This window comes from Micromonospora sp. HM134, assembly GCF_007833915.1.
GTDB classification, from domain to species: domain Bacteria; phylum Actinomycetota; class Actinomycetes; order Mycobacteriales; family Micromonosporaceae; genus Micromonospora; species Micromonospora wenchangensis.
Genome location: NZ_CP041061.1, coordinates 4,059,282 through 4,086,002, shown reverse-complemented (window position 1 = coordinate 4,086,002; position 26,721 = coordinate 4,059,282). Strand labels below are relative to the sequence as shown.

Sequence of the window (26,721 nt, the reverse complement as noted above, 5' to 3'; positions counted from 1 at the left end):
GCGTGTCATCTCCCCCGCGGACGGTTGGCGGAGACGGACGGGAATCGAACCCGCCTGGCCCGGGTCCCGGACCACACCAGCTTTGAAGGCTGGGAGGGGCACCAGCCGCCTGAACGCCTCCGCCCCCGAGTCAACCACAGGGCCGCCCCGGCGGCGCGGCGAGGTGTCAGACCTGCCCGGCCTCGCGGCGACGGATCCGTTCCCGCTGCGGCAGCACCGTGTACCTCGGATCCCGCGCCGAGGCCACCCCACCGTGGAAGATGCCGAACCGGGTGGCCACCGACGCGGCCAGCAACGCCGCGCCGGACAGCGCGGACAGCACCCGGCTGCGCCGGCCGGCCAGCGCCCCGACCACCCCGGCGGCGGTGAGCAGGCGACCGGCGCGCAGCAGCCGGCCCGCCGTGCCGAGCCGGTAGGGCTCGCTGAGCAGGCCCAGCCGGGTCTCCACCGAGTGCGCGCCCCACAGCTCCAGGGCCGCCCCGGCCACCGCCATCCGGCGGGCCGGGCCGGCCTGGGCGCAGGGCGCGGCGAGCAGCCCCACGCCCGCGCCGCTGGCCAGGGCACTGCCCGCGAAGATGGTCGGCAGCTCCGGGTACGCCTCGTGCCAGGACGGCACCGCCGTGCCGGCCAGCAGCACCCCGGTGTACGTGGCCAGCGCGGGCGCGACGGCGGCGGCGGCCAACCCGGCGGCCTGCCCGGCCGGTGGCAGCAGTCGACGGACCGGGGAGAACACCCCGCGTGCCGGTAGCAGCGGTGCGCCCTCGGCGACGGCGGCCAACCCGGCGGCCGGGCCGTAGGCGGTGAGGATCCAGGTGCCCACCGACATCGGGGAGGTCGGCTTCGCCACCCGCAGCATGTGGTGGAACCGGGCCGGCCGACCCAGGTCGTTGATCAGGAAGTAGGCGCTGGCGGTGACCGCGCCCAGCGCGGTGACCCGGCCGGCCCGGCGCAGCGCCGGCCGGCCGGTGAGCTGCCCCCCGGCGGCCAGCAGCGACGACCCGGCGGCCAACCCGCCGGTGAACAGGTACGCGGCGATGTCCCACCGCCACACCGGGGCCTTGAGGATCGGCCGGCCGTAGTAGGAGGTGAACTCCGCCTCCGGGACGCGCAGCTCCTCACCGCCGCGCCCGCCCCGGCCACGGCCCCGCCGCCGCGCCACCCGTGGCACGTCCCGGGGCGGTACGACCGGCGCGTCGGCAGCGCCCTCGGCACCGACCGAGCCTGCAGTGTCGGCGGCGGCCGGGCCGGCTCCGACCTTCGGGCCGTGGCCGAGCCGCACCGAGGAACGCTGCGGCCGGAACACACCGTCGGCGGCGAGCCGGGCGCGGAAGCCCCGGAACCGCTCCCCCACCGGGATCCGGCCGGCGGTCACGACGACCCCCCGACGAACGCGGCGACGGCCGCCGCCGTCATGGCCAGCGCCGCCAGCCCGGCCCGCCGCCACATCCGGGGCAGGTCCCGGGTGGTGACCACCGGGTCCGGGGGCAGGCCGTACACCTCCGGCTCGTCGAGGAGGAGGAAGAACGCGCCGTCGCCGCCGACCCCGTCGGTCGGGTCGTGACCGTAGAGCCGGGCCTGCGGCACGCCCCGCTCGTGCAGCGTGGCGACCCGCTGGGCGGCCCGGTCACGCAGCTCGTCGAGGGGGCCGTACTGGATGGACTCGGTCGGGCAGGCCTGGGCGCAGGCCGGGGTCATGCCCGCGCCGAGCCGGTCGTAGCACAGCGTGCACTTCCACGCCCGGCCGTCGCCCCGACGCTGGTCGATCACCCCGTACGGGCAGGCGGAGATGCAGTAGCCGCAGCCGTTGCAGATGTCCTCCTGCACCACGACCGTGCCGAACTCGGTGCGGAACAGCGACCCGGTGGGGCAGACGTCCAGGCAGGCGGCGTGGGTGCAGTGCTTGCAGACGTCCGACATCATCAGCCAGCGGAAGTCGGTACGGGTCTCGACGCCCGTGTCACGGCCGGGCGGTGCGGCCCCCGGCATCCCGAGGAACCGGGTGCCCGTGCCGTCCGGGGCGACGGACGACCCGGTGCCCGCCATCCGGGCGGCGGCGTCGGCGTCCCCCGGCGGGACGCCCGGGTTCGTGCCGCTGGCGCTGCCGGTGCCGGCGGCGACCGCCGCCGACGTGGCGCCGGCCGAGCCGCCGGTCGGGTTACCGGCGAAGGTCGCGGTACGGTGGCCGGCCGGCACCGGCTGCTCGACGAACGCCACGTGCCGCCAGGAGTTCGCGGTCAACGCGCCGGTGTTGTCGTACGACATGCCGAGCAGGTCGAAACCGGACTCGGGGACGGCGTTCCACTCCTTGCAGGCCACCTCGCAGGCCTTGCAGCCGATGCAGACGCTGGTGTCGGTGAAGAACCCCATCCGGGGGCCGGCAGACGTCCAGCCCGCGTCCGGGGCCGGATCGAGCGGGCCGTAGAGGCTGTTGCCGTCAGGCATGGTCGGCGCCCTTCTCCCGTGGCCCGTCGTCGCTGCGTCCCGCCGGGCGGCGGACCCGGGTCGTCACCGTCGGCGGGCGTTCACCGGGGACGATCCCGGCCCGTCGACGGTAGTCCTCGACGAGGTCGCGCAGTGGCGGGCCGGTCGGTCGCCGCCCCGGCCGGACGTCGCAGGTGCCGACCTTGCTCTCCTGGATGAGCACGTTCGGGTCCAGGGTGATGCCGAACAGGTCGTTGGCCGAGTCGCCGGTGACCAGGCCCTCGTACCCGAAGTGGTACGGCAGCCAGAGCTGGTGGATCACCCGACCGTCCACCCGCAACGGGGTGAGCCGGTCGGTGACCAGCACCTTCGCCTCGATCACCGCCCGCCCGCTGATCAGGTGCGCCCAGCCGAGATGGGTCAGCCCCACCTCGGCGGCCAACTCCGGGGACACCTCCACGAACATCTCCGGTTGCAGCTCGGCCAGCGGACGCACCGTCCGGCTCATCGCCCCGGCGGTGTGGTGCTCGGTGAGCCGGCTGACCGTGAACACGTACGGGAAGACCTGGCTGTGCTCCTGCGGCGGGCTGGGGTTCACCGAGTTCACCGGATGGGCGTACACCTTGCGGGTCGGGTTGGCCTGCTGGCCGTAGAGCGGGTTGCGCAGCGGCGACTCCGCCGGCTCGTAGTGCGTCGGCAGCGGACCGTCGAGCACCCCGCTCGGCGCGTACAGCCAGCCCTTGCCGTCGGCCTGCATGACGAACGGGTCGTCCCCGGCGAGCGCCGCCGGGCCGGACGCGCCCGGCGGCGGCCGGTACGTCGGCGGTTTCGTCTTCTCGAAGTCCGGCACGTCGTAGCCGGTCCACTCGCCGGCCTGCGGGTCCCACCAGACGTACTTCTTGCGGTCGCTCCACGGTCGGCCCTGCGGGTCGGCCGACGCCCGGTTGTAGAGGATGCGCCGGTTCGCCGGCCACGCCCAACCCCACTGCGCGGCCACCCAGTCCTGCTCGTGCCGGGACCGGCGGCGGGCGGCCTGGTTGACGCCGTCGGCGTAGACGCCGGAGTAGATCCAGCAGCCGACGGCGGTGGACCCGTCGTCCTTCGCCTCGGCGAACGAGGCGAGCGGACGGCCGGTGGACACGTCGTAGCCGTTGATCTCCCGCAGCACCGCCTCGGCGCTCGGCTCGTCGTGCGGGCCGTGGGTGGGGTAGTCCCAGGCCAGGTCGAGCAGGGCACGGTCGCGGCGGTGGGGGGAGCCGGCCAGCCGCTCCCGCAGCCGCCGCCCCAGGTGGTAGAAGAACCACAGCTCGGAGCGGGCGTCGCCCGGCGGCTCGACGGCCTTCTCCCGCCACTGCAACAGCCGCTGGGTCTGGGTGAAGGTGCCCTCCTTCTCCACGTGCGACGCCGCCGGCAGGAAGAACACCTCGGTGCGGCACTCCTGCGGCACGATCTCGCCGCTGGCCACCTCCGGGCCGTTCTTCCAGAAGGTGGCGCTCTCGATCATGAACAGGTCGCGGACCACCAGCCAGTCCAGGTTGGCCATGCCGAGCCGTTGGGCCCGCCCGTGCGCGGAGCCGACCGCCGGGTTCTGGCCGAGCAGGAAGTACCCCCTGATCTTGCCGTCGATCATGTTCAGCACCTGCTGGTAGGTGCCGTGGTCGCCGGTCATCCGGGGCAGGTGGTCGTAGCAGAAGTCGTTCTCCGGCGTCGCCGCGTCCCCCCAGTACGCCTTGAGCAGGCTCGCCGCGTACGCCCGCGCGTTGCCCCAGAAGCCCTTCTGGCCGGGGTGGCGGATGCTGTCCACCCAGTCGTCGAACGTCGGGTGGTCGGCGTGGTGCGGCATCGGCAGGTAGCCCGGCAGCAGGTTGAACAGCGTCGGGATGTCCGTCGAGCCCTGGATGCTGGCGTGCCCGCGCAGCGCCAGGATGCCACCGCCCGGCCGGCCCATGTTGCCCAGCAGCAACTGGATGATCGCCCCGGTGCGGATGTACTGCACGCCGACGCTGTGCTGGGTCCAGCCCACCGAGTAGACCAGCGCGCCGGTGCGGTCCCGGCCCGAGTTCTCCGTCCAGGCCCGCGCCAACTCCAGGAACTTCTCCCGGGGGATGCCGCAGACCCGCTCCACCATCTCCGGGGTGTAGCGGGCGAAGTGCCGGCGCAGGATCTGGTAGACGCAGCGCGGATGCTGGAGGGTCTCGTCCCGCTGGGCCTGCCCGTGCACCTGCGCGCCGTGCGACTCGTGCCGCAGCCCGGCCGCGCTGTCGCGTTCCTTGGCGGTGTGCCCGCTGCCGGAGTCCCCCTCGTGCCCGGCGTACTGCCAGCTGGTCTGCACGTAGCTGTCGGTGTTCGGGTCGTAGCCGGAGAACAGGCCGTCGCCGTCCTCGGTGTCGGCGAACTGCTCGCTGACGATCGTCGCCGCGTTCGTGTACGCCAGCACGTACTCCCGGAAGTCCAGTTCGTTGTCCAGGATGTAGCGCACGACCCCACCGAGCAGGGCGATGTCGGTGCCCGCCCGGATCGGCAGGTACGAGTCGGCCACCGCGCTGGTGCGGGTGAACCGGGGATCGACGTGGAAGACCTTCGCGCCGCGCCGCTTGGCCTCCATGACCCACTGGAAGCCCACCGGGTGGGCCTCGGCCATGTTCGACCCCTGGATGACGATGACGTCAGCGTTGGCGAGATCCTGTTGGAAGTCCGTCGCGCCACCGCGACCGAAGCTGGCCCCCAGACCGGGGACGGTGGCGGAGTGTCAAATCCGGGCCTGGTTCTCGATCTGGAGCGCCCCCATCGCGGTGAACAGCTTCTTGATGAGGTAGTTCTCCTCGTTGTCCAGCGTCGCCCCGCCCAGGCTGGAGATGCCCAGCGTGCGGTGCAGCGGCCGGCCGTCGCTGTCGACGTCCTCCCAGGTCTGCTCGCGGGCGGCGAGGACCCGGTCGGCGATCATGTCCAGCGCGGTGTCGAGGTCGAGGTCCTCCCACTCGGTGGAATACGGACGCCGGTAGCGGACCGTGGTCTGCCGCAGCGGGCTGGTGACCAGGCTCCTGCTGGCCGAGCCCTTCGGGCAGAGCCGCCCCCGGGAGATCGGGCTGTCCGGGTCGCCCTCGATCTGGGTGACCTGCCCGTCGGAGACGTACACCCGCTGCCCGCAGCCGACCGCGCAGTACGGGCAGACCGAACGGGCCACCCGGTCGGCGGTCTCGGTGCGGGCGGTCAGCCCGGCGGACCGGCCCGACCGCGCCGCCGCGCCCCGGCCCAGCGGGTCGGTGCCGGTGAGCTGCCGGTAGACCGGCCAGCCCGCGATGAAGGTACGCAGACCCACCGCGCACCTCCCTCCCCGGCATGATCCGACCCCCTGAACATAGGCCAGCACGGCGGCGGATGCGACCCGGGTGTGAGGATCTCTGCGCACCGGTACGGCGCTGCCCCCGACCGGTCCGGTCGGGGGCAGCGCCGTACCGCGGTGGCGGAGCGCCGGTGTGCATGTCGCCTCTCGGCGCGTGGCGCGACGCGGCTCCAGCCGGACGGAACTCCGCGACGGCAATTCAGGTGAGGCCCGGGGACACTGGACACACCGACGCTCCTGCCCCCAGTTTACCCCGCCCTGCCCTTCCGCGCCCCCGTCGCACGCGGCCGGGCAGGGCGGCGACGGCACGGGCAGCGGCGGTTCGTCGAAAGCCGCGTACCTGAGCTGGTCGAACCGGCGTTACCCTGACAGCATGCAGGCCACCCTGGCGACCCCCACCCACCTGGCCCGGCCGGGCCGGCCGGTGGTGGTGGCGCGCACCCTGGCGGAGCTGACCGGCCCCACCGGCGGCGTGGTGGAGCTGCCGGTCCGGTTGATGTGGAGCAGCGAACGCACGTTCGACCTGGCCGAACCGGACGACCTGCTCTGGCTGTACGAGAACGTGCTGCGGGAGACCACCCGCGCCGACGACCTGCGGGCGCTCATCGACGGACGCACCCTGCGCCGGGTGTGGCGGCGGCTCAACCTGCCCCGGGGGGTACGGCAGGCCTGGGAGAGCCGGCACCGGGGTCTGCGGACCGCGTGACCCACCTGCACGACTTCTACCGGGAGGTCGCCCGGGTCGCCCTCACCGCGGCCGGGCCGCACCGGTTCGTCCTCGGCGGCGGGGTGGCGTGGGCGGCGCACGGCCTGGTCACCCGCCCCACCGAGGACGTCGACCTGTTCGCCGACGTGGAGGGGGCGGCCGAGGCGGCGGCGGCGGAGGTGTGCGCCGCGCTGGAACGCGCCGGCTACACCGTCGCGGCGGCCGACCCGGACAGCGACCTCGGTGACCTGTTCGAGGGGTTCGACCGCGACATCCGGGACTTCGTGGTCGGCCGGGACGACCGGCGGATCCGGCTCAGCCTGGCCCGGCTCGACCGGTACCGCTCACCGGTGGTGATGGACCTCGGCCCGGTGATGGACGTCCGCGACCTGATCGCCAACAAGACCGCCGCCCTGGTCAACCGTCGGGAGGCCCGCGACTACATCGACGTCGCCGCCGCGCTGGCGCAGTATCCGGTCGACGAGCTGCTGACCCTGGCCCGGCAGGTGGACCCGGCGCTGGCCGACGAGGACGTCCGGGCCGCCGGCCGCTACCTGGACCGGCTGCCGGACCGGCGGCTCGCCCGCTACGGCCTGGACCCGGCGCAGATCGCGCAGGTCCGCCGCCGGCTGGCCGACTGGCCCCGCTGACCGTCGGACCGGAGCCGGGGCCCCGGCTCCGGTCCGACGGACGGGCCGGTCACCTGGTGAACCGGCCGCCGGTCACCCCGAGGATCTCCCCGGTGACGTAGCTGGACTCCTGGGAGGCGAAGAAGACGTACGCGGGGGCCAGTTCGGCGGGCTGCCCGGCCCGGCCCAGCGGGGTGTCGGTGCCGAACTTCTCCACCTTCTCCGGCGGCATGGTCGCCGGGATCAGCGGCGTCCAGATCGGGCCGGGCGCGACCGCGTTGACCCGGATGCCCCGGTCGGCGAGCTGCGCGGCGAGCCCCTTGGTGAAGTTGGCGATGCCCGCCTTGGTGGTGGCGTAGTCCAGCAGCGGCGGCGACGGGTCGTACGCCTGGATGGAGGTGGTGTTGACGATCGTCGCGCCCTCCTTCAGGTGCGGCAGGGCGCTGCGGCAGAGCCAGAACATCGCGTACAGGTTGGTCTTCATCACCCGGTCGAACTGGTCGGTGCTGATCGCCTCGATGCCGTCGTCCTGGGCCATCTGGTAGGCCGCGTTGTTGACCAGGATGTCCAGCCCGTCGAGTTCGGTCACCGTCCGGTCGACCAGGTCACGGCAGTGCTGCTCGTCGGTCAGGTCGGTCCGCACCGCGACCCCCCGGCGGCCCGCCGCCTCGACCAGCCGGACCGTCTCCCGGGCGTCGGCGTCCTCGTCCTCGTCGAGGTAGGACACCACCACGTCGGCGCCCTCCCGGGCGAACGCGATCGCCACCGCCCGGCCGATGCCCGAGTCACCGCCGGTGATCAGGGCCCGCTTGCCCACCAGCCGGTCACTGCCCCGGTACGACGTCTCGCCGTGGTCGGGCTCCGGACCCATCCGGTCGGTCCGGCCGGGCGTCGACTGCTGCTGCGCCGGCTGACCCTCCCGGTGGCCGTACTGGCTGTTCGGGTCCTGCGGGGTGTACTGGTCCTGACTCACCGTGCGGCTCCCCTGTCTGGTTTGGTCCGTTCTGGGTCGCTGGGTCACCTACCCCGACGGATCGGTCGGAAACAACCCGCGCCGGACACCTGACGACACCGGTGTGACAGGCAGGTGACCGGGGACGGCGCGGCGGGGGAACACTGCGGGCCACTGTGGCAGGAGTGACCGCTGCTCGTTATGGTGCGCAACGGCGCCCACGAGGCGCGTCCACCCCATCGAAGGGCACCCCCATGACCTCCTCCTCCGGCGCCTCGCGCCGCCAGGTGCTGGCCGTCGCCGCCGCCGCGGCGACCGCCCCGCTGATCGCCGGCGCGCCCGCCCGGGCGGCCGAGCGGCAGGGCCCGCAGGGTCCGAAGACCTGGGACCTGACCGTCCTGGGCACCTCGGACACCCACGGCAACGTCTACAACTGGGACTACTACCGCGACGCCGAGTTCGACGACAGCAAGCACAACGACGTCGGCGTCGCCAAGCTCGCCACCCTGGTCAACCAGATCCGCGCCGAGCGCCGGGGCCGGGCCACCCTGGTCCTCGACGCCGGCGACACCATCCAGGGCACCCCGCTGGCCACGTACTACGCCAAGCAGGAGCCGATCACCGTCACCGGCGCGACGCACCCGATGGCCCGCGCGATGAACATCCTCCGGTACGACGCCATCACGCTGGGCAACCACGAGTTCAACTACGGGCTGCCGCTGCTGGCGACCTGGATTCGTCAGCTGGGCTTCCCGGCGCTGGCCGCGAACGCGGTCAACGCGAAGACCGGCAAGCCGGCGTTCCAGCCGTACGTGCTCAAGCGGGTGCGGCCCGGCGGGCCCGGCTCGCCGACCCTGACCGTGGGCATCCTCGGCCTGACCAACCCCGGGGTGGCCATCTGGGACAAGGGCAACGTCGAGGGCCGGCTGGTCTTCCCGGGCATGGTGGAGACCGCCGCCAAGTGGGTGCCGATCATGCGGCAGCGGGGCGCGGACCTGGTCATCGTCTCCGCCCACGGCGGCGACAGCGGCACCTCCAGCTACGGCCCGGAGCTGCCCAACGAGAACCCGGTGGCGCTGATCGCCCAGCAGGTCCCCGGCATCGACGCGATCCTGTTCGGCCACGCCCACAACGAGGTGGTCGAGAAGTTCGTCACCAACACCGCCACCGGCGCGCAGGTGCTCACCGCCGAACCGTCCAAGTGGGGGCAGCGGCTGACCCGGATGGACTTCACCCTGACCCGGGAGCGGGGCCGCTGGAAGGTCGTCGGCAAGGGCGCCACCATGCTCAACACCAACACCGTGGTCGAGGACCCGAAGGTGCTCGCCGCCGTGCGGGGCCAGCACGACAAGACCGTCGGGTACGTCAACACGGTGGTCGCCCGGTCCGCGCAGGAACTGTCCGCCGCCGAGTCGCGCTACCGGGACACCCCGATCCTGGACTTCATCAACCACGTGCAGACCGAGGTGGTCACCGCCGCGCTCACCGGCGGCCCGTACGCGGCGCTGCCGGTGCTGTCGATCGCCGCGCCGTTCAGCCGTACCGCCGTCTTCCCGCAGGGCGACGTGCGCATCCGCGACGTCGCCGGGCTGTACGTCTACGACAACACCCTGGAGGCGGTGGAGCTCACCGGCGCCGAGGTGCGGGCCTACCTGGAGTACTCGGCGAAGTACTTCACCACCCTGCCGGTCGGCGCGCCGGTCGACCCGGCCACCATCAGCGACCCGGCCGTCCCGGACTACAACTACGACGTGATCTCGGGACTGGACTACGACATCGACATCTCGAAGCCGGTCGGGCAACGGATCACCCGGCTGGTGCTGCCCGGCACCGACACCCCGGTCGCCGCGGACGCCCGGTTCGTCGTCGCGGTGAACAACTACCGGCGCAGCGGCGGCGGGAACTTCCCCGGCATCGTCAAGACCCAGGTCTACAACGCGCAGCAGGAGATCCGCCAGCTGCTCATCGACTGGGCGCAGGCCCGGGGCACCATCGACCCGGCCGACTTCTTCGTGCCGAACTGGCGGCTGGTCCGCGCCGGCGTGCCGGTCTTCTGAGCCGCCCGGCCGGCGCTCTCCGCACGGCCAGCCCGCGACGGGTCCCGGGGTGGCACCCCGGGACCCGTCGGGGGCGTTCAGCCGCCCGCGCGCAGGTCCTGCTCGTACTGGCCGGAGGTCGGGTCGGGCTGGTAGCGGGGCGGGTCGGTCTCGGTCGACGCCGTCCGCTCGTCGGGGCGTACCGCCGGTGGCAGCTCGCCGAAGCGCACGTGCCGCAGGAACGCGTACTCCTCGTCGGTGAACGATTCGCTCATGACCCGTAGTGTGCGCCCGGCATCAAGGCCGGCGGGAGGGGTAAGCGCGCGGGACCGTCGGCGACGAGAGGACGAGACCATGCGCGCGGTACGGATGACCGCCCCCGGGGTGCTCGAACAGGTGGAGGTGCCCACCCCGACGCCCGGCCCCGGCGAGGTGCTGGTACGCGTCGGCGCGGTCGGCGCCTGCCACTCCGACCTGCACATCCTCGACGCCCCGCCGGGCGTTTTCCCCACCCCGATCACCCTCGGCCACGAGATCGCCGGCACCGTGGACACCCTCGGCGACGGCGTCACCGGCTGGTCCGCCGGGGACCGGGTCGCCGTCTACGGGATCATCGGCTGCGGCACCTGCCGGGGCTGCCTGCGGGGCCGGGAGAACCAGTGCCGCACCGTGCCGGTCGGCGGGATCGGGCTCAGCCGCGACGGCGGGCTGGCCGAGCACGTGCTGGTGCCCGCCTCCCGGCTGCTGCCCGTCGGTGACCTGGAGGTGACCCAGGCGGCGCCGCTGACCGACGCCGGGCTGACCCCGTACCACGCGATCGAGCTGGCCCGGCCGGCGCTGCGGCCCGGGACGTCGGTCGTGGTGATCGGCATCGGCGGGCTGGGGCACATGGCGGTGCAGATCCTCGCCGCCACCACCGCCGTACGGATCATCGCGGTGGACAGCAACGTCGCCGCCCTCGACCTGGCCACCCGGGTCGGCGCGCACCACGTGGTGCCGGCCGGCCCCGACACCGTCGACCGCATCCGCGAACTCGTCGGCCCGGCGCCCGACGGCGCGGACGTGGTCATCGACTGCGTCGGGCTGGACGCCACCCTCACCACCGCCCGCACCGTCGTCGCCACCGGCGGCCGGCTGCTGCTGGTCGGGTTGGGCGGCGGCACCCTGCCGGTGCGGCCGGTCGCCGACGAGCCGCCCACCGTGCCGTTCGAGACCAGCGTCGAGGTCCCGTTCTGGGGCACCCGGGCCGAACTCCAGGAGGTGATCGCCCTGGGCCGGGCCGGGCTGCTCACCGCCGACGTGCAGACCTTCCCGCTGGACCGCGCCCCCGAGGCGTACGACCTGCTGCGGGCCGGCGAGATCCACGGCCGCGCGGTGATCGTGCCCTGACCCCGCTGCGTCGGCCCGCTGCGGGCCGACGGGTCACCGGGCGGGTGGCACGGCCGGCTGCGGACCCCGGGCGGGCAGCCGGTCCAGCAGGGCCGCCACGGCCCGCACCGGCATCCGGTCCATGGTCCGGTCGAAGCTCAGCCGGCCCTGGCAGAACCGGACGAACACCGACCAGCCGGCCGGGGTCGCCACGAAGGCGTGGCACAGCTCCGGACGGCGGGCGAACAGGGTCAGCATCCGCCGCCCGGCGCGCATCGACGGCACCAGGCGTTCCTGCACGTCGCGGGGGTAGCGGTCCAGGTCACCGGCGGCGACCGCCGCGCCGGCCAGCGTCCCGGAGCGCAACGCGTAGCTGATCCCCTCCCGGGTCCACGGCTCCAGCAGGCCGGCCGCGTCGCCGGCCACCAGCACCCGGCCGTGGCGCAGCGGCGAGTCGTCGACCCGGCACCGGGTCAGATGCCCGGAGTCGTGCGCGGCGGGCACCTGTGCCAGGCCCAACCGGTCGAGGAAGCCGTGCAGGTAGGCGCGGGTGCGTTCGCCCTCGCCCCGGGCCCCGATCACGCCGACGGTGAGCAGGTCCCCCTTCGGGAACACCCAGCCGTACGCGCCGGGGAACGGGCCCCAGTCCAGCAGCAGCCGCCCCCGCCAGCGGGCCGCCTGCGCCGGTGACACCGGCAGCTCCCGTTCCAGGCCCAGATCCACCTGGCCGTACCGGACACCCACGTGCCGGGCGGTCACCCCGGCGGAACCGTCGGCCCCGATCACCGTCCGGGCGGTCACGGTGGAACCGTCGGCCAGCCGGACCCGTACCGTGTCGGGGTCCTGGTCGAGGGCGCGCACCGCGACGCCCTCGCGGACCTCGGCCCCGGCGGACACCGCCGCCGCGCGCAGCCGGTCGTCGAACTCGTCGCGGCGCACCATGGTCACCAGCGGGGTGCCGTGCCGGCGGGTGAAACCCCACCGGCCGTCGCGGGTGAAGGTGACCCGGTCGACCCGGTCGTGCGCCGGCACCTCGATCCGGCCGGCCACCATCGACAGCGAGGTGCCGATCAGGCCACCCCCGCAGGTCTTGTAGCGGGGGTGCACGGCCCGGTCCAGCACCAGCGTCCGCACGCCGGCCGCGGCGGCCTCCCGGGCCGCGCTGAGCCCGGCCGGCCCGGCGCCGACCACGACGAGATCCCAGATGATCATGCCGTCCAGGGTAGGGCACCGGACCGTCCGGAGGCGCGCACGACCGGCCGTCGGGCAGGCATTGTCGGGCGGCCAGCGGGTAAGCCGCGCCACCCGGACCGCCCGACCGGCCGGCCGGGGTCACGGCGAGGAGGGCACCATGCAGCAGGTACGTCTGTCGGAGGTCGAGGTGCGCGTCTACGAGGCGGTCAGCGTGCTGGAGACGCGCGGCCAGGTGCCCTACCCCGACCTGATCGCCGAGGAGGCGGGGCTGGCCGAGCAGGACGTGCACACGCCCCTGCACCAGCTCACCGAGAAGGGCCTGCTGCACCGGGAGGACTCGCCGCTGGCCGGGCTGGACTTCGGCCCCCGCTGGTGCGCCCGCCAGCCGGCGTGAGCGCCACCGCGCCCCGCCGGGCGGCCGGGCCGGGCCCCGGTTTGCCGCGCCGGTCTCCGGGTAGCGCTGCGGCATGCCCGATCACCGGTCCGTGCGGGACCGCTGCGCCGCCGGCGGTTCCATGACCGGCCCCACCGACGACCGCCGCCGCTGGCAGGCCCTCGGCGTCGGCCTCGTCGCGGCGTTCATGACGCTGTTGGACGTCAGCATCGTCAACGTCGCCGTCCCGTCGATGGAGCGGGCGTTGCAGGCCAGCCCGAGCGACCTGCAGTGGGTGCTGTCCGGCTACGCGTTGACCTTCGGACTGGTCCTGGTGCCGGCCGGCCGCTTCGGCGACGCCCGGGGCCGCCGCAACGCCTTCGTCGTCGGGGTCGCCCTGTTCACCGTCACCAGCGCGCTGGCCGGGCTGGCCCAGTCCCCGACCTGGCTGGTCGCCGCCCGGCTCCTGCAGGGCGTCGCCGCCGGGGTGGTCAACCCGCAGGTGACCGGCCTGATCCAACAGCTGTTCCGGGGCGCGGAGCGGGGTCGCGCGTTCGGCCTGCTCGGCGCGACCATCGGCATCTCCACCGCCGTCGGCCCGCTGCTGGGCGGGCTGCTCATCCAACTCGGCGGGGAGGACCACGGCTGGCGGTGGGTGTTCTTCGTCAACGTCCCCGTCGGGGTGGTGGCGGTGCTGCTCGGCTGGCGGCTGCTGCCCACCCGGGCCGCCGGTCGGCTCGACCGGCACCGGCTCGACCCGGTCGGGGTGCTGCTGCTCGGCGTCGGCGTGACGCTCCTGCTGCTGCCCCTGGTGCAGCGGGAACAGTGGCCCAGCCCGTGGAAGTGGGCGCTGATCCCGGCCGGGCTGGTGGTGCTGGCCGGCTTCGGGTTCTGGGAGCACCGCTACGGGCGCACCCGCACCCCCCTGTTCGACCTGGGGTTGTTCCGGCTGCGGTCGTACACCATCGGCGCGGTGATCGCGCTCATCTACTTCGGCGGCTTCACCGCGATCTTCTTCATCTTCACCCTCTACCTCCAGAACGGCCTCGGCTACCGGGCCTTGACCGCCGGCCTGGCGATCACCCCGTTCGCCCTCGGGTCGGCGCTGGCCGCCGCCCTCGGCGGCCGACTGGTCACCCGTTACGGCCGGCCCCTGGTCGGGATCGGGCTGGTCATGGTGCTGATCGGGCTCGGTGGGGTGGTGTTCGTCCTGCGCGGCGACCCGCACGGCTCGGTCCCGCTGCTCACCGCGCTGCCGCTGCTGCTCGCCGGGCTGGGCAGCGGCCTGGTGATCACCCCCAACCAGACGTTGACCCTGTCCGAGGTGCCGGTGCCGCAGGCGGGCAGCGCGGCCGGCATGTTGCAGACCGGGCAGCGGATCGGGTCGGCCGCCGGCATCGCCGCCGTCGGCGCGCTGTTCTTCTCGTCACTGGCCAGCACCGACGGCCAGTGGGCCGCCGCGTTCCGGCACTCCCTGCTGCTGGCCATGGGCATCGTCGCGTTGGCCCTGGCCGCCGCGGCCACCGACATCGTGCTGAACCACCGCGCCGCGCACCGCCGCTGAACCCGACCGTCCACCGGCGACACCAACCCCGGGGGAACCGTCGGCGAACACTCACCGCACGGGGCTGCGGACGCACCGCGACACCCGGTAGACACATAGACCATGACGAACACCCTCAACCGTCGTACCCTGCTGCGCCTCGCCGGTGCCTCCGCCGGCACCGCCGTCCTCGCCGGCACCACCCTCGCCGCGAGCGGCCCCGCCCACGCGGCGGCCGGCGCGTTCCGGCACGGGGTCGCCTCCGGCGATCCGCTGCCGGACGGCATCCTGCTCTGGACCCGGGTCACCCCCGTGGCGGAGGCACTGCCCGGTTCCGGCCTCGGCCCGGACGTCGACGTCCGCTGGCAGGTCGCCGCCGACCCCGACTTCGCCACGGTCGCCGCGCAGGGCGTGACACCGACCGGCCCGGCCCGCGACCACACGGTCAAGGTGGCGGTGACCGGGCTGGCCCCGGCCACGACGTACTGGTACCGGTTCGGTCACGGTGACGCCTGGTCGCCGACCGGCCGGTCGATGACCGCCCCGGCGGCCGACGCGGCCATCGACCGGCTGCGGCTGGGCGTGGTGTCCTGCGCGAACTGGGAGGCCGGGCACTTCGCGGCCTACCGGCGGCTGGCCGACCGGGGCGACCTCAACCTGGTCGTGCACCTCGGCGACTACCTGTACGAGTACGGCACCGGCGAGTTCGACGCCGGCGGCACCGTGGTCCGCCCGGTCGTGCCCGAGCACGAGACGCTGACCCTGGCCGACTACCGGGTCCGGCACGCGCTCTACAAGACCGACCCGGGCCTGCAGGCGCTGCACGCCGCCCTGCCCTGGGTGATCACCTGGGACGACCACGAGGTCGCCAACGACGCCTGGTCGGGCGGGGCGGAGAACCACACGACGGGCACCGAGGGCGCCTGGGCAGACCGGGTCGCCGCCGCCCGGCAGGCGTACCGGGAGTGGATGCCGGTGCGGATCGGCGCGGACGGCACGATCTACCGGCGGTTGCGCTTCGGCCGGCTCGCCGAGCTGTCCATGCTGGACCTGCGGTCGTACCGGTCGCAGCAGGCCGGCGGCACGGCGGTGGACGACCCGACCCGCACCATCGCCGGCGCGGCCCAGCTACGGTGGCTCGAAGACGGGCTGTCCGGCTCGACGGCACAGTGGAAGCTGGTCGGCAACCCGGTGATGATGGCCCGGGTCGACCTCGGTTCGCTGCCGGCATGGCTGCTCGGCCCGCTGGGCAAGCTGCTCGGCATCCCGCAGAACGGCGCGGTGCTCAACCCCGACCAGTGGGACGGCTACAACGCCGACCGCAACCGGCTGGTCGACCACCTACGGGCGACCGGCACCCGGGACGTGGTCTTCCTCACCGGCGACATCCACACCTCGTGGGCCAGCGAGGTGACCACCCGGTCGACGGGGCTGACCAATCCGGCCGCCGCCGAGTTCGTGGTGCCGTCGGTGACCAGCGACAACCTCGACGACGTCCTCGGGCTGCCGGCCGGCAACGGGCTGAGCCTGCTCGGCGCGACCCTGCTGCGCTCGACGAACCCGCACGTGAAGTGGACGGAGCTGGACGGGCACGGCTACGGCGTGCTGGAGGTGACTCCGCAGCGCTGCCGGATGGACTGGTACCACCTGGTCGACCGGACCCGACCCGACAGCGCGAGCCGCTGGGCGGCCGGGTTCTCCGTCGGCGTCGGGTCGGCGAAGCTGCGCCGGGAGGACGCGCCGGCCTGACCCGTCGACGCCGGCCGGCCGGCCCCCGTCGTGGGGGCCGGCCGGCCGTGCCCGGGTCACCAGAGCTGCTGGACGATGTCCGCCGCCTGCTGCTCCCACTGGGCGTACGCGTACGGGTACGCCGAGACCTGGACGGTCTGCGCGGCGGTGGTCAGCGGCAGGTCCTCCCAGCCGTGCACGTTCTTCAACGCGTCGAAGAACGCCCGGGAGGCGTACCGCGGGTCGGTGATCTGCTCGGGCGTGCCCCACCCCGACGACGGGCGCTGCTGGAACAGGCCCTGCGAGTCGTGGTCGTTGTACGCGCCGAGGTGCCCCAGGTTGTACAGCTTCGACTCCTGCAACGAGGTGGCCACGCCGATCACCGCGCCGCGCTCGCCCACGCCGCTGCGCTTGGCCTCGGCGACGATCTCCTTGGCGTTGGCGAGCTGCGCGTCGTCGAGCGGGACGCGGGACTGGGCGCCTTCGACGCCGCGCGGGATGAGGTCGTCGGTGCTCGGCTTGCCGGCCGGCACCTCGGTGGTGGGGCTGCCGGTGGTCAGGCCGGACTCGACGGTGACGCCCTGCCGGCCCTTGCCGGTGGCCAGGTCGATCGCGGCGCGGGCGCCCTCGTGGGGGCCGCTGGTGACGGGGGCGGCCACGGCGGCCGGCCCGAACGCCAGGCCGCCGAGGGCGGCGACGCCGGCGATGCTCAGTGCGGTCCTGCGGTCCTTCGCGATGGCCGGGAGCCATCGAGTGAAGTCCAGCTTCACGATGGTTGCCCTTTCGATCGTGGCGACGCGCTCCGGGGTGAGCGGGCCTCGGGGGAACTTCCCCGCCGGCCGGAGGTGTGCTGACCGGCGTACGGGGAACACAACCAGCCAGGCTTGTCGGTCATTCCGGATATGCGGCCCCTGCCGCAGCCGTGGCCCAACTCACCCTGGGAACCGGGCACACCTCCCGGACCGGGACATCCGGCCGGTCCGGGGCGCTAAAACGCCGATATGGCGGCATCGGCAGAGCCCGAATACCGCCATATCGGCGAGAAAGGTGAAACGGAACGCGCGGAGCCGGTCAGTGGCCGCGGGCCAGCCACTCCTGTAGGTGGGGGGCCTCCGCGCCGACGCTGGTGTCGTCGCCGTGCCCGGTGTGCACCACCGTGTCCGCCGGCAGGGTGAGCAGCCGGGTACGGATCGACTCCACGATCGTGGCGAAGTCGCTGTACGACCGGCCGGTCGCCCCCGGTCCCCCGGCGAACAGGGTGTCCCCGGTGAAGACCGCACCCAGCGCCGGGGCGTGGAAGCTGCACGCGCCGGGGCTGTGCCCGGGGGTGTGCAGCACCCGCAGGACGGTGTCCCCGACGGTGATCTCCTGCCCGTCGGTCAGCTCCCCGTCGGGGGCCAGACCGGGGTGGACCAGGTCCCACAGCACCCGGTCGGCGGGGTGCAGCAGGACCGGCGCGCCGGTGGCCTTCGCCAGTTCCGGGGCGACCCGGACGTGGTCGTCGTGGGCGTGGGTGGCGAGGATCGCCACCACCCGGCGGTCGCCGACGACCCGGCGGATCGCGGCCACGTCGTGCGGGGCGTCGAGGACCACGCACTCGGTGTCGTCGCCGACGACCCAGACGTTGTTGTCGACGTCGAAGGTCTGCCCGTCGAGGGAGAAGGTGCCGGAGGTGACGGCGTGGTCGACCCGCGCGGTCACGGGAACACCACCACCGAGCGCAGCACGTCGCCGTGGTGCATCCGGCGGAACGCCTCCTCCACCGCGTCCAGGGCGATCTCCTCGGTGACGAAGGCGTCCAGGTCGAGGCGACCCTGCAGATAGAGCTGGGTGAGCAGCGGGAAGTCCCGGCTGGGCAGGCAGTCGCCGTACCAGCTCGACCTGAGCGCGCCGCCCCGGCCGAAGACGTCCAGCAGCGGCAGGTCGACGGTCATCTCCGGGGTGGGCACCCCGACCAGCACGACGGTGCCGGCGAGGTCGCGGGCGTAGAACGCCTGCTTCCAGGTCTCCGGGCGGCCCACCGCGTCGATCACCACGTCCGCGCCGAAGCCGCCGGTCGCGGCCCGGATCGCCTCCACGGCGTCCTCGGCGGAGGCGTCGACGGTGTGGGTGGCGCCGAACTTCCGCGCCCAGTCGAGCTTGCGGCCGTCGGTGTCCACCGCGATGATCGTGGTCGCGCCGGCCAGGACGGCTCCCGCGACCGCCGCGTCGCCGACCCCGCCGCAGCCGATGACGGCCACCGAGTCACCCCGGGTGACCTGGCCGGTGTTCATCGCCGCGCCGAGACCGGCCATCACCCCGCAGCCGAGCAGCCCGACGGCGGCGGGCCGGGCCGCCGGGTCGACCTTGGTGCACTGACCGGCGTGGACCAGCGTCTTCTCGGCGAACGCGCCGATGCCCAGGGCCGGGGTCAGCTCGGTGCCGTCGGTGAGGGTCATCTTGCGGGCGGCGTTGTGGGTGTTGAAGCAGTACCACGGCCGGCCCCGGCGGCAGGCCCGGCACTCGCCGCAGACCGCCCGCCAGTTGAGCACCACGAAGTCGCCGGGGGCGACCTCGGTGACGCCCTCGCCCACCTGCTCCACCACCCCGGCCGCCTCGTGGCCGAGCAGGAACGGGTAGTCGTCGTTGATGCCGCCCTCGCGGTAGTGCAGGTCGGTGTGGCAGACCCCGCAGGACTGCACCCGCACCACCGCCTCGCCGGGCCCCGGGTCGGGCACCACGATGGTGGTGACCTCGACCGGAGCGCCCTTGCTCCGTGAAATGACGCCCCGGACTTCCTGGCTCACGCTGTGTCCTCCCTGGCTGCCGGCAGCACCGCCGGATGGGTCCCGCTCACCGCCGAACCTACCGCGATCATGCCGCCCGACCCATCGGTCCGTCGGACCCGCCGCCCGCCGGTCGCCCACCCCCACCGTCGGGCCGCTCCCCCGGCGGTACGCACACCGCCGCCCCCGCCGTCGCCGACCGGCCGGGGTCGGCGGCCCGGGCACCTCGCCGGGCGGCGTTGCGGTAACGCAGCACCTGGACCGCGCCCAACGCCCAGAGCAGGTACTGCACGGCGAACGCCCACCGGAACGCGGAAAGCGGCGGGGCCGACGCGCCGGCCGGGGTGGTCAGGTCCAGCACCACCCCGATCGCCAGCACCAGCACGATCGAGGCGACGAACCCGCCGACGTTGACGATGCCGGTGGCGCTGCCGATCCGGTGCACCGGGTTGAACGTACGGGCGTAGTCGAAGCCGATGACCGCGCCGGGGCCGCCCAGGGCCAGCACCAGCACCAGCGCCACCAGCAGCCAGTGCGGCGACCGGCCCGGCCAGGCCAGCACCACCGCCCAGACCCCGGCGCTGGCCCCGGTGACCACGAGGACCAGCGCCGACCGGTGCACCGGGTGCCGGGCGCACAGGTGGGCGACCACCGGCCCGGCCAGCAACGTCCCGACCGTCATCAGGCTGAGCAGCGACGCGGCGGCCGTCGGCGGCAGCCCCTGCCCCTGCACCAGGAACGGGTAACCCCACAGCAGCGCGAACACGGCCCCGGAGAACTGCGCGACGAAGTGCGTCCACAGGCCCAGCCGGGTGCCCGGCTGGGCCCAGGCGGCGGCGAGTTCCCGCCGCACGGTGGACAGGGCCGGGGTGACGGCGACCCCCGGCCCGACGTGCGGGGCGTCCCGGACGGCGACGAGCACCAGCAGCACCGTCGTGGCGCCGAGCCCGGCGGCGACCAGGAACGCCGGGGTCCAGCCGGCCCGGTGCAGCAGCGCCACCAGCGGCACCGCGGCGAGGATCGCACCGAGCTGACCGACGGTGCCGGTGAGCTGCACCAGCAGCGGGTTGCGGCGGCCCGGGAACCAGAACGCGACGATCCGCAGCACGCTGATGAAGGTCATCGCGTCGCCGAGGCCCACCAGCACCCGGGCGGCGACGGCGAGCCGGACGTCGGTGGCGACGGCGAAGCAGAGCTGCCCGGTGACCATCAGCGCCCCGCCGGCCAGCAGCAGCCGTCGGGAACCGTACCGGTCCAGCAGCACGCCGACCGGGATCTGCATGGCCGCGTACACGGCGAGCTGGGCGACCGAGAAGACGGCGAGGGCGGAGGCGTTGATGGCGAACCGGTGGGTGGCCTCCACCCCGGTCACCCCGAGGGAGCTGCGGTGGAACACCGCCGCCAGGTAGGCGGTGACGGCCACCGCCCAGACCACGGTGGCCCGCCGGACGGTGGGCGCGGGGACGACGCTCACCGGCGCGCCGGGCCGACGCCCGCCGTGCCGGCGCGGTCGCCGTACCGGGCCGGGGAACAGCTGGTCGGCGGCACGCTCCGACACCGGGGCATCCACGTACGGCTATCCGTCATACCACCATGGTGCGTCGGTGCCCCGGCGGCGGGCGGCGGCGGGTGCGACGCCGGTGGCCCGCGCCACTGCCGGGCGGGCCCGGCGCGACGGCGCGTCGCCGGGCGGGCTGGCAGGGGCGATCACCGCCACCGATCGACCCCGGCACGTGGGGTGACCGGACGGCTGGGCACAATCGACGCATGTCTCCCCGCCGGTGGCTGCTCGCCGATCAACTCGGGCCGCACTTCCTGGACGACGACCAGCAACCGGTGCTGCTGGTCGAGGTCGCCGACCTGTTCCGGCGTCGGCGGCTGCACCGGCAGAAGGCGCACCTGATCCTCAGCGCGCTGCGCCACCGCGCCGCCGAACTCGGCGACCGGGCGGTGCTGCTGCGCACGGCGACGTTCCGGGAGGCCCTGGCGGCCGTCGACGGCCCGGTCGAGGTCTGCCACCCGAGCACCCGGGCGACGAGGGACTTCGTCCGGTCCGTGCCGGGGCTGACGGTGCTGCCGCCCCGGGGCTTCGTCACCGACCTGGCCGACTTCGCCGACTGGGCGGACCGGCCCCGCCGGGGACCCCTGCGGATGGTCGACTTCTACCGCTACGCCAAGCGCCGCCACGGTGTGCTCACCGGCCCCGGTCCGGCCGACCGTGGCCGCGCCGCCCCGGTCGGACGCATCCTGGACGTGCCGCCCCCGCCGCCGGTCGTCGAGGACGACATCGACGCCGAGGTACGGGCCGACCTGGACCGGTGGGAACGCGACGGGGTCCGGTTCGTGGGCCGGGACGCCCCCCGCTCGCACCCGGCCACCGCCGCCGAGGCCGAGGAACGGCTGACCCACTTCCTGCGGTACCGGCTGCCCGCGTTCGGCCGCTACGGCGACGTGATGAGCGCCGAGGACCCGGTGCTGGCACACGGGATGCTCTCCGCCGCGTTCAACCTCGGGCTGCTCGACCCGGCGGCGGCCGTGTCCCGGGCGGAGGCGGCGTGGCGGTCGGGCGACGCCCCGCTGGCCTCGGTGGAGGCGTTCGTCCGGGGGGTGCTGGGGTGGCGGGAGTTCCTCTGGCAGCTCTACTGGTACGTCGACCCGCCCTACCGGGGCACCGGATGGCTGGCCGCGACCGAACCGCTGCCGCAGTGGTTCGAGGACCTCGACGCCGACGCGGTGGAGGCACACTGCCTGGCCGACGTGCTCGCCGGGGTGCGGGACCGGGGCTGGGCGCACCACGCCCAGCGGCTGCTGGTGCTCGGCAACCACGCATTGCAGCGCGGCTGGCGGCCGACCGAACTGGTCGACTGGTTCCAGCGCAGCTTCGTCGACGGCGTCGAGTGGGTGATGAACACGACCGTGCTCGGCATGAGCCAGTACGCCGACCTGGCCCGGGTGGACACCCGGCCGTACGCCGTGGACGGGCGGTACATCGACGAGATCAGCGACTACTGCACCGGCTGCCGCTACCAGCCGGACCGGGAACTCGGCGACCTCGCCTGCCCGTACACCGGCGGGTTCGCGGCGTTCCTGCACCGCAACCGGGAACGGCTGGTCGACGACCCGCGGCTCGCCGCGGAACTGGCCGCCCGCGACGACCCGGAACGCCGGGAGGCGGTGCTGGCACAGGAGGAGAAGCGGGGCAGCGACCCGCCCTGACCGGCCGGCGGTCCGGGGGGGCGTCGTGCCTCGGCCCGTGGTCAGGCGACCTCACCGGCGGGCAGTTCCGCCGGCACCGGGGCCGCCACCCGGGCGGTCGACGCGGACCGTGGACCCGGGCCACCGGCGAGCCGGACCCCGGCGGCGACCAGCCGGCCGTACGAGCCGGGCGCGACCCGGGCCAGCAGGTCGGGCAGCTTCGCCGACCAGCCGATCAGCACCCGGCCGTGCCGACGTTCGACACCGCGCAGGATCACCTCGGCGGCCCGCCCGGGCGGGATGGACAGCAGCCTCTCGAACTGCCGCCGCGCCGCGTCGAACTCCTCGCGGGGCACCCCGCTGCCGACCCGGGCGTTGCGGGCGATGCGGGTGGCGATGCCGCCGGGGTGCACCGACGTCACCCCGATGCCGTCGTCGGCCAGCTCGTGCCGCAGCGCCTCGGTGAAGCCCCGCAGGGCGAACTTGCTGGCCGCGTAGGCGGCCTGCCCGGCCGGGGCGATCAACCCGAACAGGCTGGACACGTTGACCAGGTGCGCTCCGGGTTCGGCCCGCAACGCCGGCAGCAGGGCGTGGGTGAGCTGCACCGGCGCCCGGAAGTTGATGTCGACGACCCAGTGGAACTCGTCCATGGTGACCTGGTCGAACCGGCCACCGAGGGCCACCCCGGCGTTGTTGACCAGCAACCGGACCCGGGGATGCCGGGCCATGACCTCCTCGGCGACCCGGGCGGTGGTGCACAGGTCGGCCAGGTCGACCAGGTGGGTGTCGACCCGGCGGCCGGGGTGCGCGGCCCGGACCGCGGCGGCCACCGCGTCGAGCCGGTCGCCGTCGCGGTCGAGCAGGACCAGGTCGCTGCCACGGCGGGCCAGCCCGTGGGCGAGGGCCTCGCCGATTCCGCTGGCGGCACCGGTGACCACGGCGGTCCCGGCCGTGAAGTCGAAGTTACGCACGCGGCCTCCTTGCTGCGGGGAAGAGACGATGGAACGGGGGCGACGGGCTCAGCCGAACGGAGTGTCGGCGGTCGCCCGGGAGAAGCGCACCCCCTCGTCGACGAGCCGACCGTGTTTCATCAGCACGACGTCGCGGGGATAGTTCTGGTACAGCCGCCACGGCGCGCGGGCACCCTGCCTGGGCAGCGTGTCCACACTGCGCAGCACGTACCCGGACCGCAGGTCGATGATCGGCGACAGGTCGCCGTCGGTGGGCGCGACCGGGGTGACGACCTGCTGGCCGGTGGCGTCCAGGTGGCGCAGCAGCCGGCACACGTAGGTGGCGACCAGGTCGGCCTTCAACGTCCACGAGGCGTTGGTGTAGCCGATGGTCAACGCGAAGTTCGGCACCCCGGAGAGCATCATCCCCTTGTACGCCACCGTCGCGCCGAGGTCGACGCCGACGCCGTCGACGGTGAGGGTCATCCCGCCCAGGGCGAGCAGTTGCAGCCCGGTGGCGGTGACCACGACGTCGGCGGGCAGTTCCACGCCGGAGCCGAGCCGGACGCCGCCCGGGGTGAACGCGGCGACGGTGTCGGTGACCACCGAGGCGCGGCCGGTGGACAGGGCTTCGAACAGGTCACCGTCGGGCGCCACGCACAGCCGCTGGTCCCACGGGTCGTAGCGGGGCGAGAAGTGCCGGTCCACGTCGTACCCGGCGGGCAGCCGGCCCTTCGCGGCCCGCCGCAGGAACGCCCGCACCACCCGGGGCGCACGCCGGCTGAGCTGGTAGGTGACGGTGCCGGACAGCACGTTCTTGGCGCGTACCAGCCGGTGGGCGACGCGGGCGGGCAGCCGGCGGCGCAGCACGTCGGCCAACCGGTCCCGGCCCGGCAACGCGATCACGTACGTGGGGGAACGCTGGAGCATGGTGACGTGCCCGGCCCGCCGCGCCAGCGCCGGCACCAGGGTCACCGCGGTGGCCCCGCTGCCGATCACCACCACCCGCCGGCCGGTGTGGTCGAGGTCGTCGGGCCAGTGCTGCGGGTGCACCAGCCGACCCGTGTACCGCCCGACGTCCGGGAAGTCGGGGGTGTAGCCGGCGTCGTACCGGTAGTAGCCGGTGCAGGAGAAGAGGAAATCGCAGGTCAGGACGACGTCCTCGGCGGTGTCGTCGCGGTACGCGTGGACCTTCCAGCGGGCGGTGGTGCTGTCCCACTCGGCGCGGCGCACCCGGTGACGGAACCGGATGTGCTCCTCGACGCCGTACTCCCGGGCGGTCTGGCGGACGTAGCGGAGGATGGTGTCGCCGTCGGCGATGGCCCGGGGGGCGGTCCACGGGCGGAACGCGTAGCCGAGGGTGAACATGTCCGAGTCGGAGCGGATGCCCGGGTAGCGGAACAGGTCCCAGGTGCCGCCGACCGCGTCCCGCGCCTCGACCACCGCGTACGTCTTGTCGGGGCAGTTGCGCCGCAGGTGGCAGGCGGCACCGACACCGGACAACCCCGCGCCGACGATGAGCACGTCGACGTGGTCGGTGGGCATCGCATCTCCCGGGTCCGAGGCGGTGACCGGACCCTATCCCACCCTCCCGGGGCGGTGGGTGCCGCTGACCCTCCCGTCCGGCCGGACTGCCCGGCGGTACCACCGCCCCGTTCGGCGGGCGGGACCCTCCCCGATCGGCGGCCCGGGACCCGGCGGACAATGGCCGGGGCGGACCGGCCCGCACACGGGGCCGGGACCGGCGACGACCACCGGACGAGGGAGACGACGGGCAGCATGGCGGAGACCACCGGGCTGCGGTCCGACTGCGCCCGCTGCGTCGGGTTGTGCTGCGTCGCTCCGGCGTTCGCCGCCTCCGCCGACTTCGCCCGGGACAAGCCCGCCGGCCGCGCCTGCCACCACCTGCGCGCCGACTCCCGCTGCGGCATCCACGACGAGCTGCGCGACCGCGGCTACCCCGGCTGCGTCGTGTTCGACTGCTTCGGCGCGGGCCAGCGGGTCAGCCACGTCACCTTCGGGGGCCGGGACTGGCGGACCGACCCGGGCACCGCCGCCGGCATGTTCGCGGCGTTCGCCGTCACCCGACCCCTGCACGAGCTGCTCTGGTATCTCACCGAGGCGCTCACCCTCACCCCCGCCGGCCCGCTGCACGACGAGCTGCGCGCCGCCCGCGACGCCACCGACACGCTGGCCGGCGGCACCGCGCAGGAGCTGGCCACGGTCGACGTGGACGCCCACCGCGACCGGGTGAACCCGCTGCTCGCGGCCGCCAGCGAGGCCGCCCGCGCCGGCATGGGCGGGGCCGACCGGCGGGGCGCGCTGCTGCTCGGCGCGGACCTGCGGGGCGCGGACCTGGCCGGGGCTAACCTGCGCGGGGCCCGGCTGCTCGGCGCGGACCTGCGCGGCGCCGACCTGCGCCGGGCCGACGTCACCGGGGCCGACCTGCGCGGCGCGGACCTGCGCGGGGCCGACCTGTCCGACACCCTGTTCCTGCACCAGTCCCAGCTCGAGGCGGCCCGGGGCGACCGGCACACCGCCCTGCCCGCACGGCTGCGCCGCCCCGCGCACTGGACCACCGTGGTGCCGCTCACCCCGGCCCGCCGCCCGCGCCGCCCCCGCCGCTGACGGCCCCCGGCGGGTGGGTTTGCCGGGCGGTAGGGCGGGCAGGTAGGTCGGCATGACGGAACAACCACGCACCGACCGGGCCGACACCGACGAGCCGGACGGCGTGCCGGCGTACGAGGCGTCGCTGCGCCCGCCGGGCGAGTCGCTGGGCGACGGCGGGGACACCGGCGACGACTTCGCCGACCTGCCCGCCGAGGAACACCGGTCGGCCCGGGAGACCAGCCGCGCCGGCTACGACGTGGCCGCGGTCTCCGGTGCGGGCGACCCCGCCGAGGAGGAGGCCGCCCACCCACCCACCGAGTAGCGCGGGCCGCCCACCGCCACCGGCCGGCCCGGGAGACCTGGTGGGCGTCGGCGCGCGGGGATCGCGGTCAGCGGGAGACGCCCACCGCCGCCCGCGCCTGCGTCATCCCCCGGTTGGCCAGCGCGTCGGCACGCTCGTTCTCCGGATGGCCGTTGTGCCCCTTCACCCAGTGCCAGCTCACCTCGTGCCGGGCGCAGGCCGCCTCCAGCCGCTGCCACAGGTCGGCGTTCTTCACCGGCTGCTTCGCCGCGGTACGCCACCCGTTGCGCTTCCACGACGCCAACCAGCTGGTGATGCCGTTGCGCACGTACGTGCTGTCGGTGTGCAGCCGTACCGTGGCCGGCCGGGTCAGCGTCTCCAACGCCTCGATCGCCGCGGTCAGCTCCATCCGGTTGTTGGTGGTCGGGGTGGCCTCGCCACCGCACAGCTCCCGCTCGTGCCCGCCGTAGCGCAGCAGCACACCCCAACCGCCCGGCCCCGGGTTGCCACTGCACGCCCCGTCGGTCCAGATCTCCACGACCCCGTCCACCATACCGCCGAACCTACCGGCACCCCGCCGGGCCCCGCCGCAGGGACCCGGGGCCCG

The 26,721-nt window shown here is 74.5% G+C and carries 23 protein-coding genes and 1 tRNA gene; 10 read left to right on the top strand and 14 right to left on the bottom strand.

All coding sequences use genetic code 11. From position 1 onward, the window contains the following. Positions 1-25: 25 nt before the first annotated feature. The 4 genes from FJK98_RS33260 to fdh form a co-directional block, all read right to left on the bottom strand. Positions 26-121, bottom strand: a tRNA-Sec gene (locus FJK98_RS33260). A gap of 45 nt (positions 122-166) precedes the next feature. Beyond that, positions 167-1,372 carry an NrfD/PsrC family molybdoenzyme membrane anchor subunit gene (gene nrfD, locus FJK98_RS17495; protein ID WP_205789033.1) on the bottom strand — a complete coding sequence of 402 codons (1,206 nt, stop codon included), beginning with the start codon at positions 1,370-1,372 and terminating at the stop codon, positions 167-169. Beyond that, positions 1,369-2,442, bottom strand: a complete 1,074-nt coding sequence (locus tag FJK98_RS17490; RefSeq protein WP_145919970.1) for a 4Fe-4S dicluster domain-containing protein — start codon at positions 2,440-2,442, stop codon at positions 1,369-1,371. Before FJK98_RS17490 ends, nrfD begins: the two co-directional genes overlap by 4 nt. Beyond that, positions 2,435-5,740, bottom strand: a complete 3,306-nt coding sequence (gene fdh, locus FJK98_RS17485) for a formate dehydrogenase (RefSeq protein ID WP_255469990.1) — start codon at positions 5,738-5,740, stop codon at positions 2,435-2,437. Before fdh ends, FJK98_RS17490 begins: the two co-directional genes overlap by 8 nt. 397 nt (positions 5,741-6,137) lie before the next feature. Here fdh and FJK98_RS17475 point away from each other — a divergent pair, with 397 nt between their 5' ends. Together FJK98_RS17475 and FJK98_RS17470 are read left to right on the top strand one after the other, a co-directional pair. Further along, positions 6,138-6,470, top strand: a complete 333-nt coding sequence (locus FJK98_RS17475; RefSeq protein ID WP_145919967.1) for a hypothetical protein — start codon at positions 6,138-6,140, stop codon at positions 6,468-6,470. Beyond that, entirely contained in the window at positions 6,467-7,120 is a 654-nt protein-coding gene (locus tag FJK98_RS17470; protein ID WP_145919966.1) for a nucleotidyl transferase AbiEii/AbiGii toxin family protein, read from the top strand. Before FJK98_RS17475 ends, FJK98_RS17470 begins: the two co-directional genes overlap by 4 nt. 49 nt (positions 7,121-7,169) lie before the next feature. Here FJK98_RS17470 and FJK98_RS17465 read toward each other — a convergent pair whose 3' ends face one another. Continuing rightward, entirely contained in the window at positions 7,170-8,072 is a 903-nt protein-coding gene (locus FJK98_RS17465) for an SDR family oxidoreductase (RefSeq protein WP_145919965.1), read from the bottom strand. A gap of 233 nt (positions 8,073-8,305) precedes the next feature. Between FJK98_RS17465 and FJK98_RS17460 the strand changes: the two genes are divergently transcribed. Further along, on the top strand, positions 8,306-10,108 hold the full coding sequence (locus FJK98_RS17460) for a bifunctional UDP-sugar hydrolase/5'-nucleotidase (RefSeq protein ID WP_145919964.1): 1,803 nt from the start codon (positions 8,306-8,308) through the stop codon (positions 10,106-10,108). A 77-nt stretch (positions 10,109-10,185) separates the two neighbouring features. On the opposite strand, the gene FJK98_RS33255 is transcribed toward FJK98_RS17460, so the two are convergent. After that, the gene (locus FJK98_RS33255) at positions 10,186-10,362 is read right to left on the bottom strand and encodes a hypothetical protein (RefSeq protein ID WP_168222496.1); all 177 of its coding nucleotides are present in this window, start codon (positions 10,360-10,362) and stop codon (positions 10,186-10,188) included. Positions 10,363-10,441: 79 nt separating this feature from the next. On the opposite strand from FJK98_RS33255, the gene FJK98_RS17455 reads away from it, so the two are divergent. Further along, positions 10,442-11,476 carry an NAD(P)-dependent alcohol dehydrogenase gene (locus tag FJK98_RS17455; protein ID WP_145919963.1) on the top strand — a complete coding sequence of 345 codons (1,035 nt, stop codon included), beginning with the start codon at positions 10,442-10,444 and terminating at the stop codon, positions 11,474-11,476. Positions 11,477-11,509: 33 nt separating this feature from the next. On the opposite strand, the gene FJK98_RS17450 is transcribed toward FJK98_RS17455, so the two are convergent. After that, the gene (locus tag FJK98_RS17450) at positions 11,510-12,667 is read right to left on the bottom strand and encodes a geranylgeranyl reductase family protein (protein ID WP_145919962.1); all 1,158 of its coding nucleotides are present in this window, start codon (positions 12,665-12,667) and stop codon (positions 11,510-11,512) included. 139 nt (positions 12,668-12,806) lie between these two features. On the opposite strand from FJK98_RS17450, the gene FJK98_RS17445 reads away from it, so the two are divergent. From FJK98_RS17445 to FJK98_RS17435, 3 genes are all read left to right on the top strand, one after another. Then, positions 12,807-13,043, top strand: coding sequence for a hypothetical protein (locus FJK98_RS17445; RefSeq protein WP_145919961.1), 237 nt, complete (start codon positions 12,807-12,809; stop codon positions 13,041-13,043). Between the two features lie 121 nt (positions 13,044-13,164). Further along, positions 13,165-14,586 (top strand): MFS transporter, encoded by a 1,422-nt coding sequence (locus tag FJK98_RS17440; RefSeq protein WP_145922833.1) that lies wholly within the window; start codon positions 13,165-13,167, stop codon positions 14,584-14,586. 102 nt (positions 14,587-14,688) lie between these two features. Then, positions 14,689-16,314: an alkaline phosphatase gene (locus tag FJK98_RS17435; protein ID WP_145919960.1), complete on the top strand. Its 1,626-nt coding sequence runs from the start codon at positions 14,689-14,691 to the stop codon at positions 16,312-16,314. Positions 16,315-16,370: 56 nt separating this feature from the next. On the opposite strand, the gene FJK98_RS17430 is transcribed toward FJK98_RS17435, so the two are convergent. The 4 genes from FJK98_RS17430 to FJK98_RS17415 form a co-directional block, all read right to left on the bottom strand. After that, the gene (locus tag FJK98_RS17430) at positions 16,371-17,063 is read right to left on the bottom strand and encodes a hypothetical protein (protein ID WP_145919959.1); all 693 of its coding nucleotides are present in this window, start codon (positions 17,061-17,063) and stop codon (positions 16,371-16,373) included. A gap of 301 nt (positions 17,064-17,364) precedes the next feature. After that, positions 17,365-17,994, bottom strand: coding sequence for an MBL fold metallo-hydrolase (locus FJK98_RS17425; protein WP_145919958.1), 630 nt, complete (start codon positions 17,992-17,994; stop codon positions 17,365-17,367). Then, a complete protein-coding gene (locus tag FJK98_RS17420; protein ID WP_145919957.1) occupies positions 17,991-19,079 on the bottom strand; it encodes an S-(hydroxymethyl)mycothiol dehydrogenase in 1,089 nt (362 codons plus the stop codon). The genes FJK98_RS17425 and FJK98_RS17420 overlap by 4 nt, the downstream gene beginning before the upstream one ends. A 67-nt stretch (positions 19,080-19,146) precedes the next feature. Further along, the gene (locus FJK98_RS17415; RefSeq protein ID WP_240762107.1) at positions 19,147-20,616 is read right to left on the bottom strand and encodes a nitrate/nitrite transporter; all 1,470 of its coding nucleotides are present in this window, start codon (positions 20,614-20,616) and stop codon (positions 19,147-19,149) included. A gap of 209 nt (positions 20,617-20,825) precedes the next feature. On the opposite strand from FJK98_RS17415, the gene FJK98_RS17410 reads away from it, so the two are divergent. Next, positions 20,826-22,274, top strand: coding sequence for a cryptochrome/photolyase family protein (locus FJK98_RS17410; protein WP_145919956.1), 1,449 nt, complete (start codon positions 20,826-20,828; stop codon positions 22,272-22,274). A gap of 41 nt (positions 22,275-22,315) precedes the next feature. On the opposite strand, the gene FJK98_RS17405 is transcribed toward FJK98_RS17410, so the two are convergent. Next, positions 22,316-23,224: an SDR family oxidoreductase gene (locus FJK98_RS17405; RefSeq protein WP_145919955.1), complete on the bottom strand. Its 909-nt coding sequence runs from the start codon at positions 23,222-23,224 to the stop codon at positions 22,316-22,318. A 48-nt stretch (positions 23,225-23,272) separates the two neighbouring features. Further along, entirely contained in the window at positions 23,273-24,748 is a 1,476-nt protein-coding gene (locus tag FJK98_RS17400) for an NAD(P)/FAD-dependent oxidoreductase (protein WP_145919954.1), read from the bottom strand. Between the two features lie 234 nt (positions 24,749-24,982). Here FJK98_RS17400 and FJK98_RS17395 point away from each other — a divergent pair, with 234 nt between their 5' ends. After that, complete coding sequence (locus FJK98_RS17395) at positions 24,983-25,831, top strand: pentapeptide repeat-containing protein (RefSeq protein WP_145919953.1); 849 nt, start codon at positions 24,983-24,985, stop codon at positions 25,829-25,831. A gap of 52 nt (positions 25,832-25,883) precedes the next feature. After that, entirely contained in the window at positions 25,884-26,135 is a 252-nt protein-coding gene (locus tag FJK98_RS17390) for a hypothetical protein (RefSeq protein WP_088645850.1), read from the top strand. 67 nt (positions 26,136-26,202) lie between these two features. On the opposite strand, the gene rnhA is transcribed toward FJK98_RS17390, so the two are convergent. Then, positions 26,203-26,667 (bottom strand): ribonuclease HI, encoded by a 465-nt coding sequence (gene rnhA / locus FJK98_RS17385; protein WP_205789031.1) that lies wholly within the window; start codon positions 26,665-26,667, stop codon positions 26,203-26,205. Positions 26,668-26,721 lie beyond the last annotated feature (54 nt).

What these genes read in the sequence shown, in the direction of transcription:
- FJK98_RS17490 (WP_145919970.1), bottom strand. Translation starts at nt 2,442, where the DNA reads ATGCCTGACGGCAACAGCCTCTACGGCCCGCTCGATCCGGCCCCGGAC.
- FJK98_RS17475 (WP_145919967.1), top strand. Translation starts at nt 6,138, where the DNA reads ATGCAGGCCACCCTGGCGACCCCCACCCACCTGGCCCGGCCGGGCCGG.
- FJK98_RS17460 (WP_145919964.1), top strand. Translation starts at nt 8,306, where the DNA reads ATGACCTCCTCCTCCGGCGCCTCGCGCCGCCAGGTGCTGGCCGTCGCC.
- FJK98_RS33255 (WP_168222496.1), bottom strand. Translation starts at nt 10,362, where the DNA reads ATGAGCGAATCGTTCACCGACGAGGAGTACGCGTTCCTGCGGCACGTG.
- FJK98_RS17455 (WP_145919963.1), top strand. Translation starts at nt 10,442, where the DNA reads ATGCGCGCGGTACGGATGACCGCCCCCGGGGTGCTCGAACAGGTGGAG.
- FJK98_RS17450 (WP_145919962.1), bottom strand. Translation starts at nt 12,667, where the DNA reads ATGATCATCTGGGATCTCGTCGTGGTCGGCGCCGGGCCGGCCGGGCTC.
- FJK98_RS17445 (WP_145919961.1), top strand. Translation starts at nt 12,807, where the DNA reads ATGCAGCAGGTACGTCTGTCGGAGGTCGAGGTGCGCGTCTACGAGGCG.
- FJK98_RS17440 (WP_145922833.1), top strand. Translation starts at nt 13,165, where the DNA reads ATGACCGGCCCCACCGACGACCGCCGCCGCTGGCAGGCCCTCGGCGTC.
- FJK98_RS17435 (WP_145919960.1), top strand. Translation starts at nt 14,689, where the DNA reads ATGACGAACACCCTCAACCGTCGTACCCTGCTGCGCCTCGCCGGTGCC.
- FJK98_RS17410 (WP_145919956.1), top strand. Translation starts at nt 20,826, where the DNA reads ATGTCTCCCCGCCGGTGGCTGCTCGCCGATCAACTCGGGCCGCACTTC.
- FJK98_RS17400 (WP_145919954.1), bottom strand. Translation starts at nt 24,748, where the DNA reads ATGCCCACCGACCACGTCGACGTGCTCATCGTCGGCGCGGGGTTGTCC.
- FJK98_RS17395 (WP_145919953.1), top strand. Translation starts at nt 24,983, where the DNA reads ATGGCGGAGACCACCGGGCTGCGGTCCGACTGCGCCCGCTGCGTCGGG.
- FJK98_RS17390 (WP_088645850.1), top strand. Translation starts at nt 25,884, where the DNA reads ATGACGGAACAACCACGCACCGACCGGGCCGACACCGACGAGCCGGAC.
- rnhA (WP_205789031.1), bottom strand. Translation starts at nt 26,667, where the DNA reads ATGGTGGACGGGGTCGTGGAGATCTGGACCGACGGGGCGTGCAGTGGC.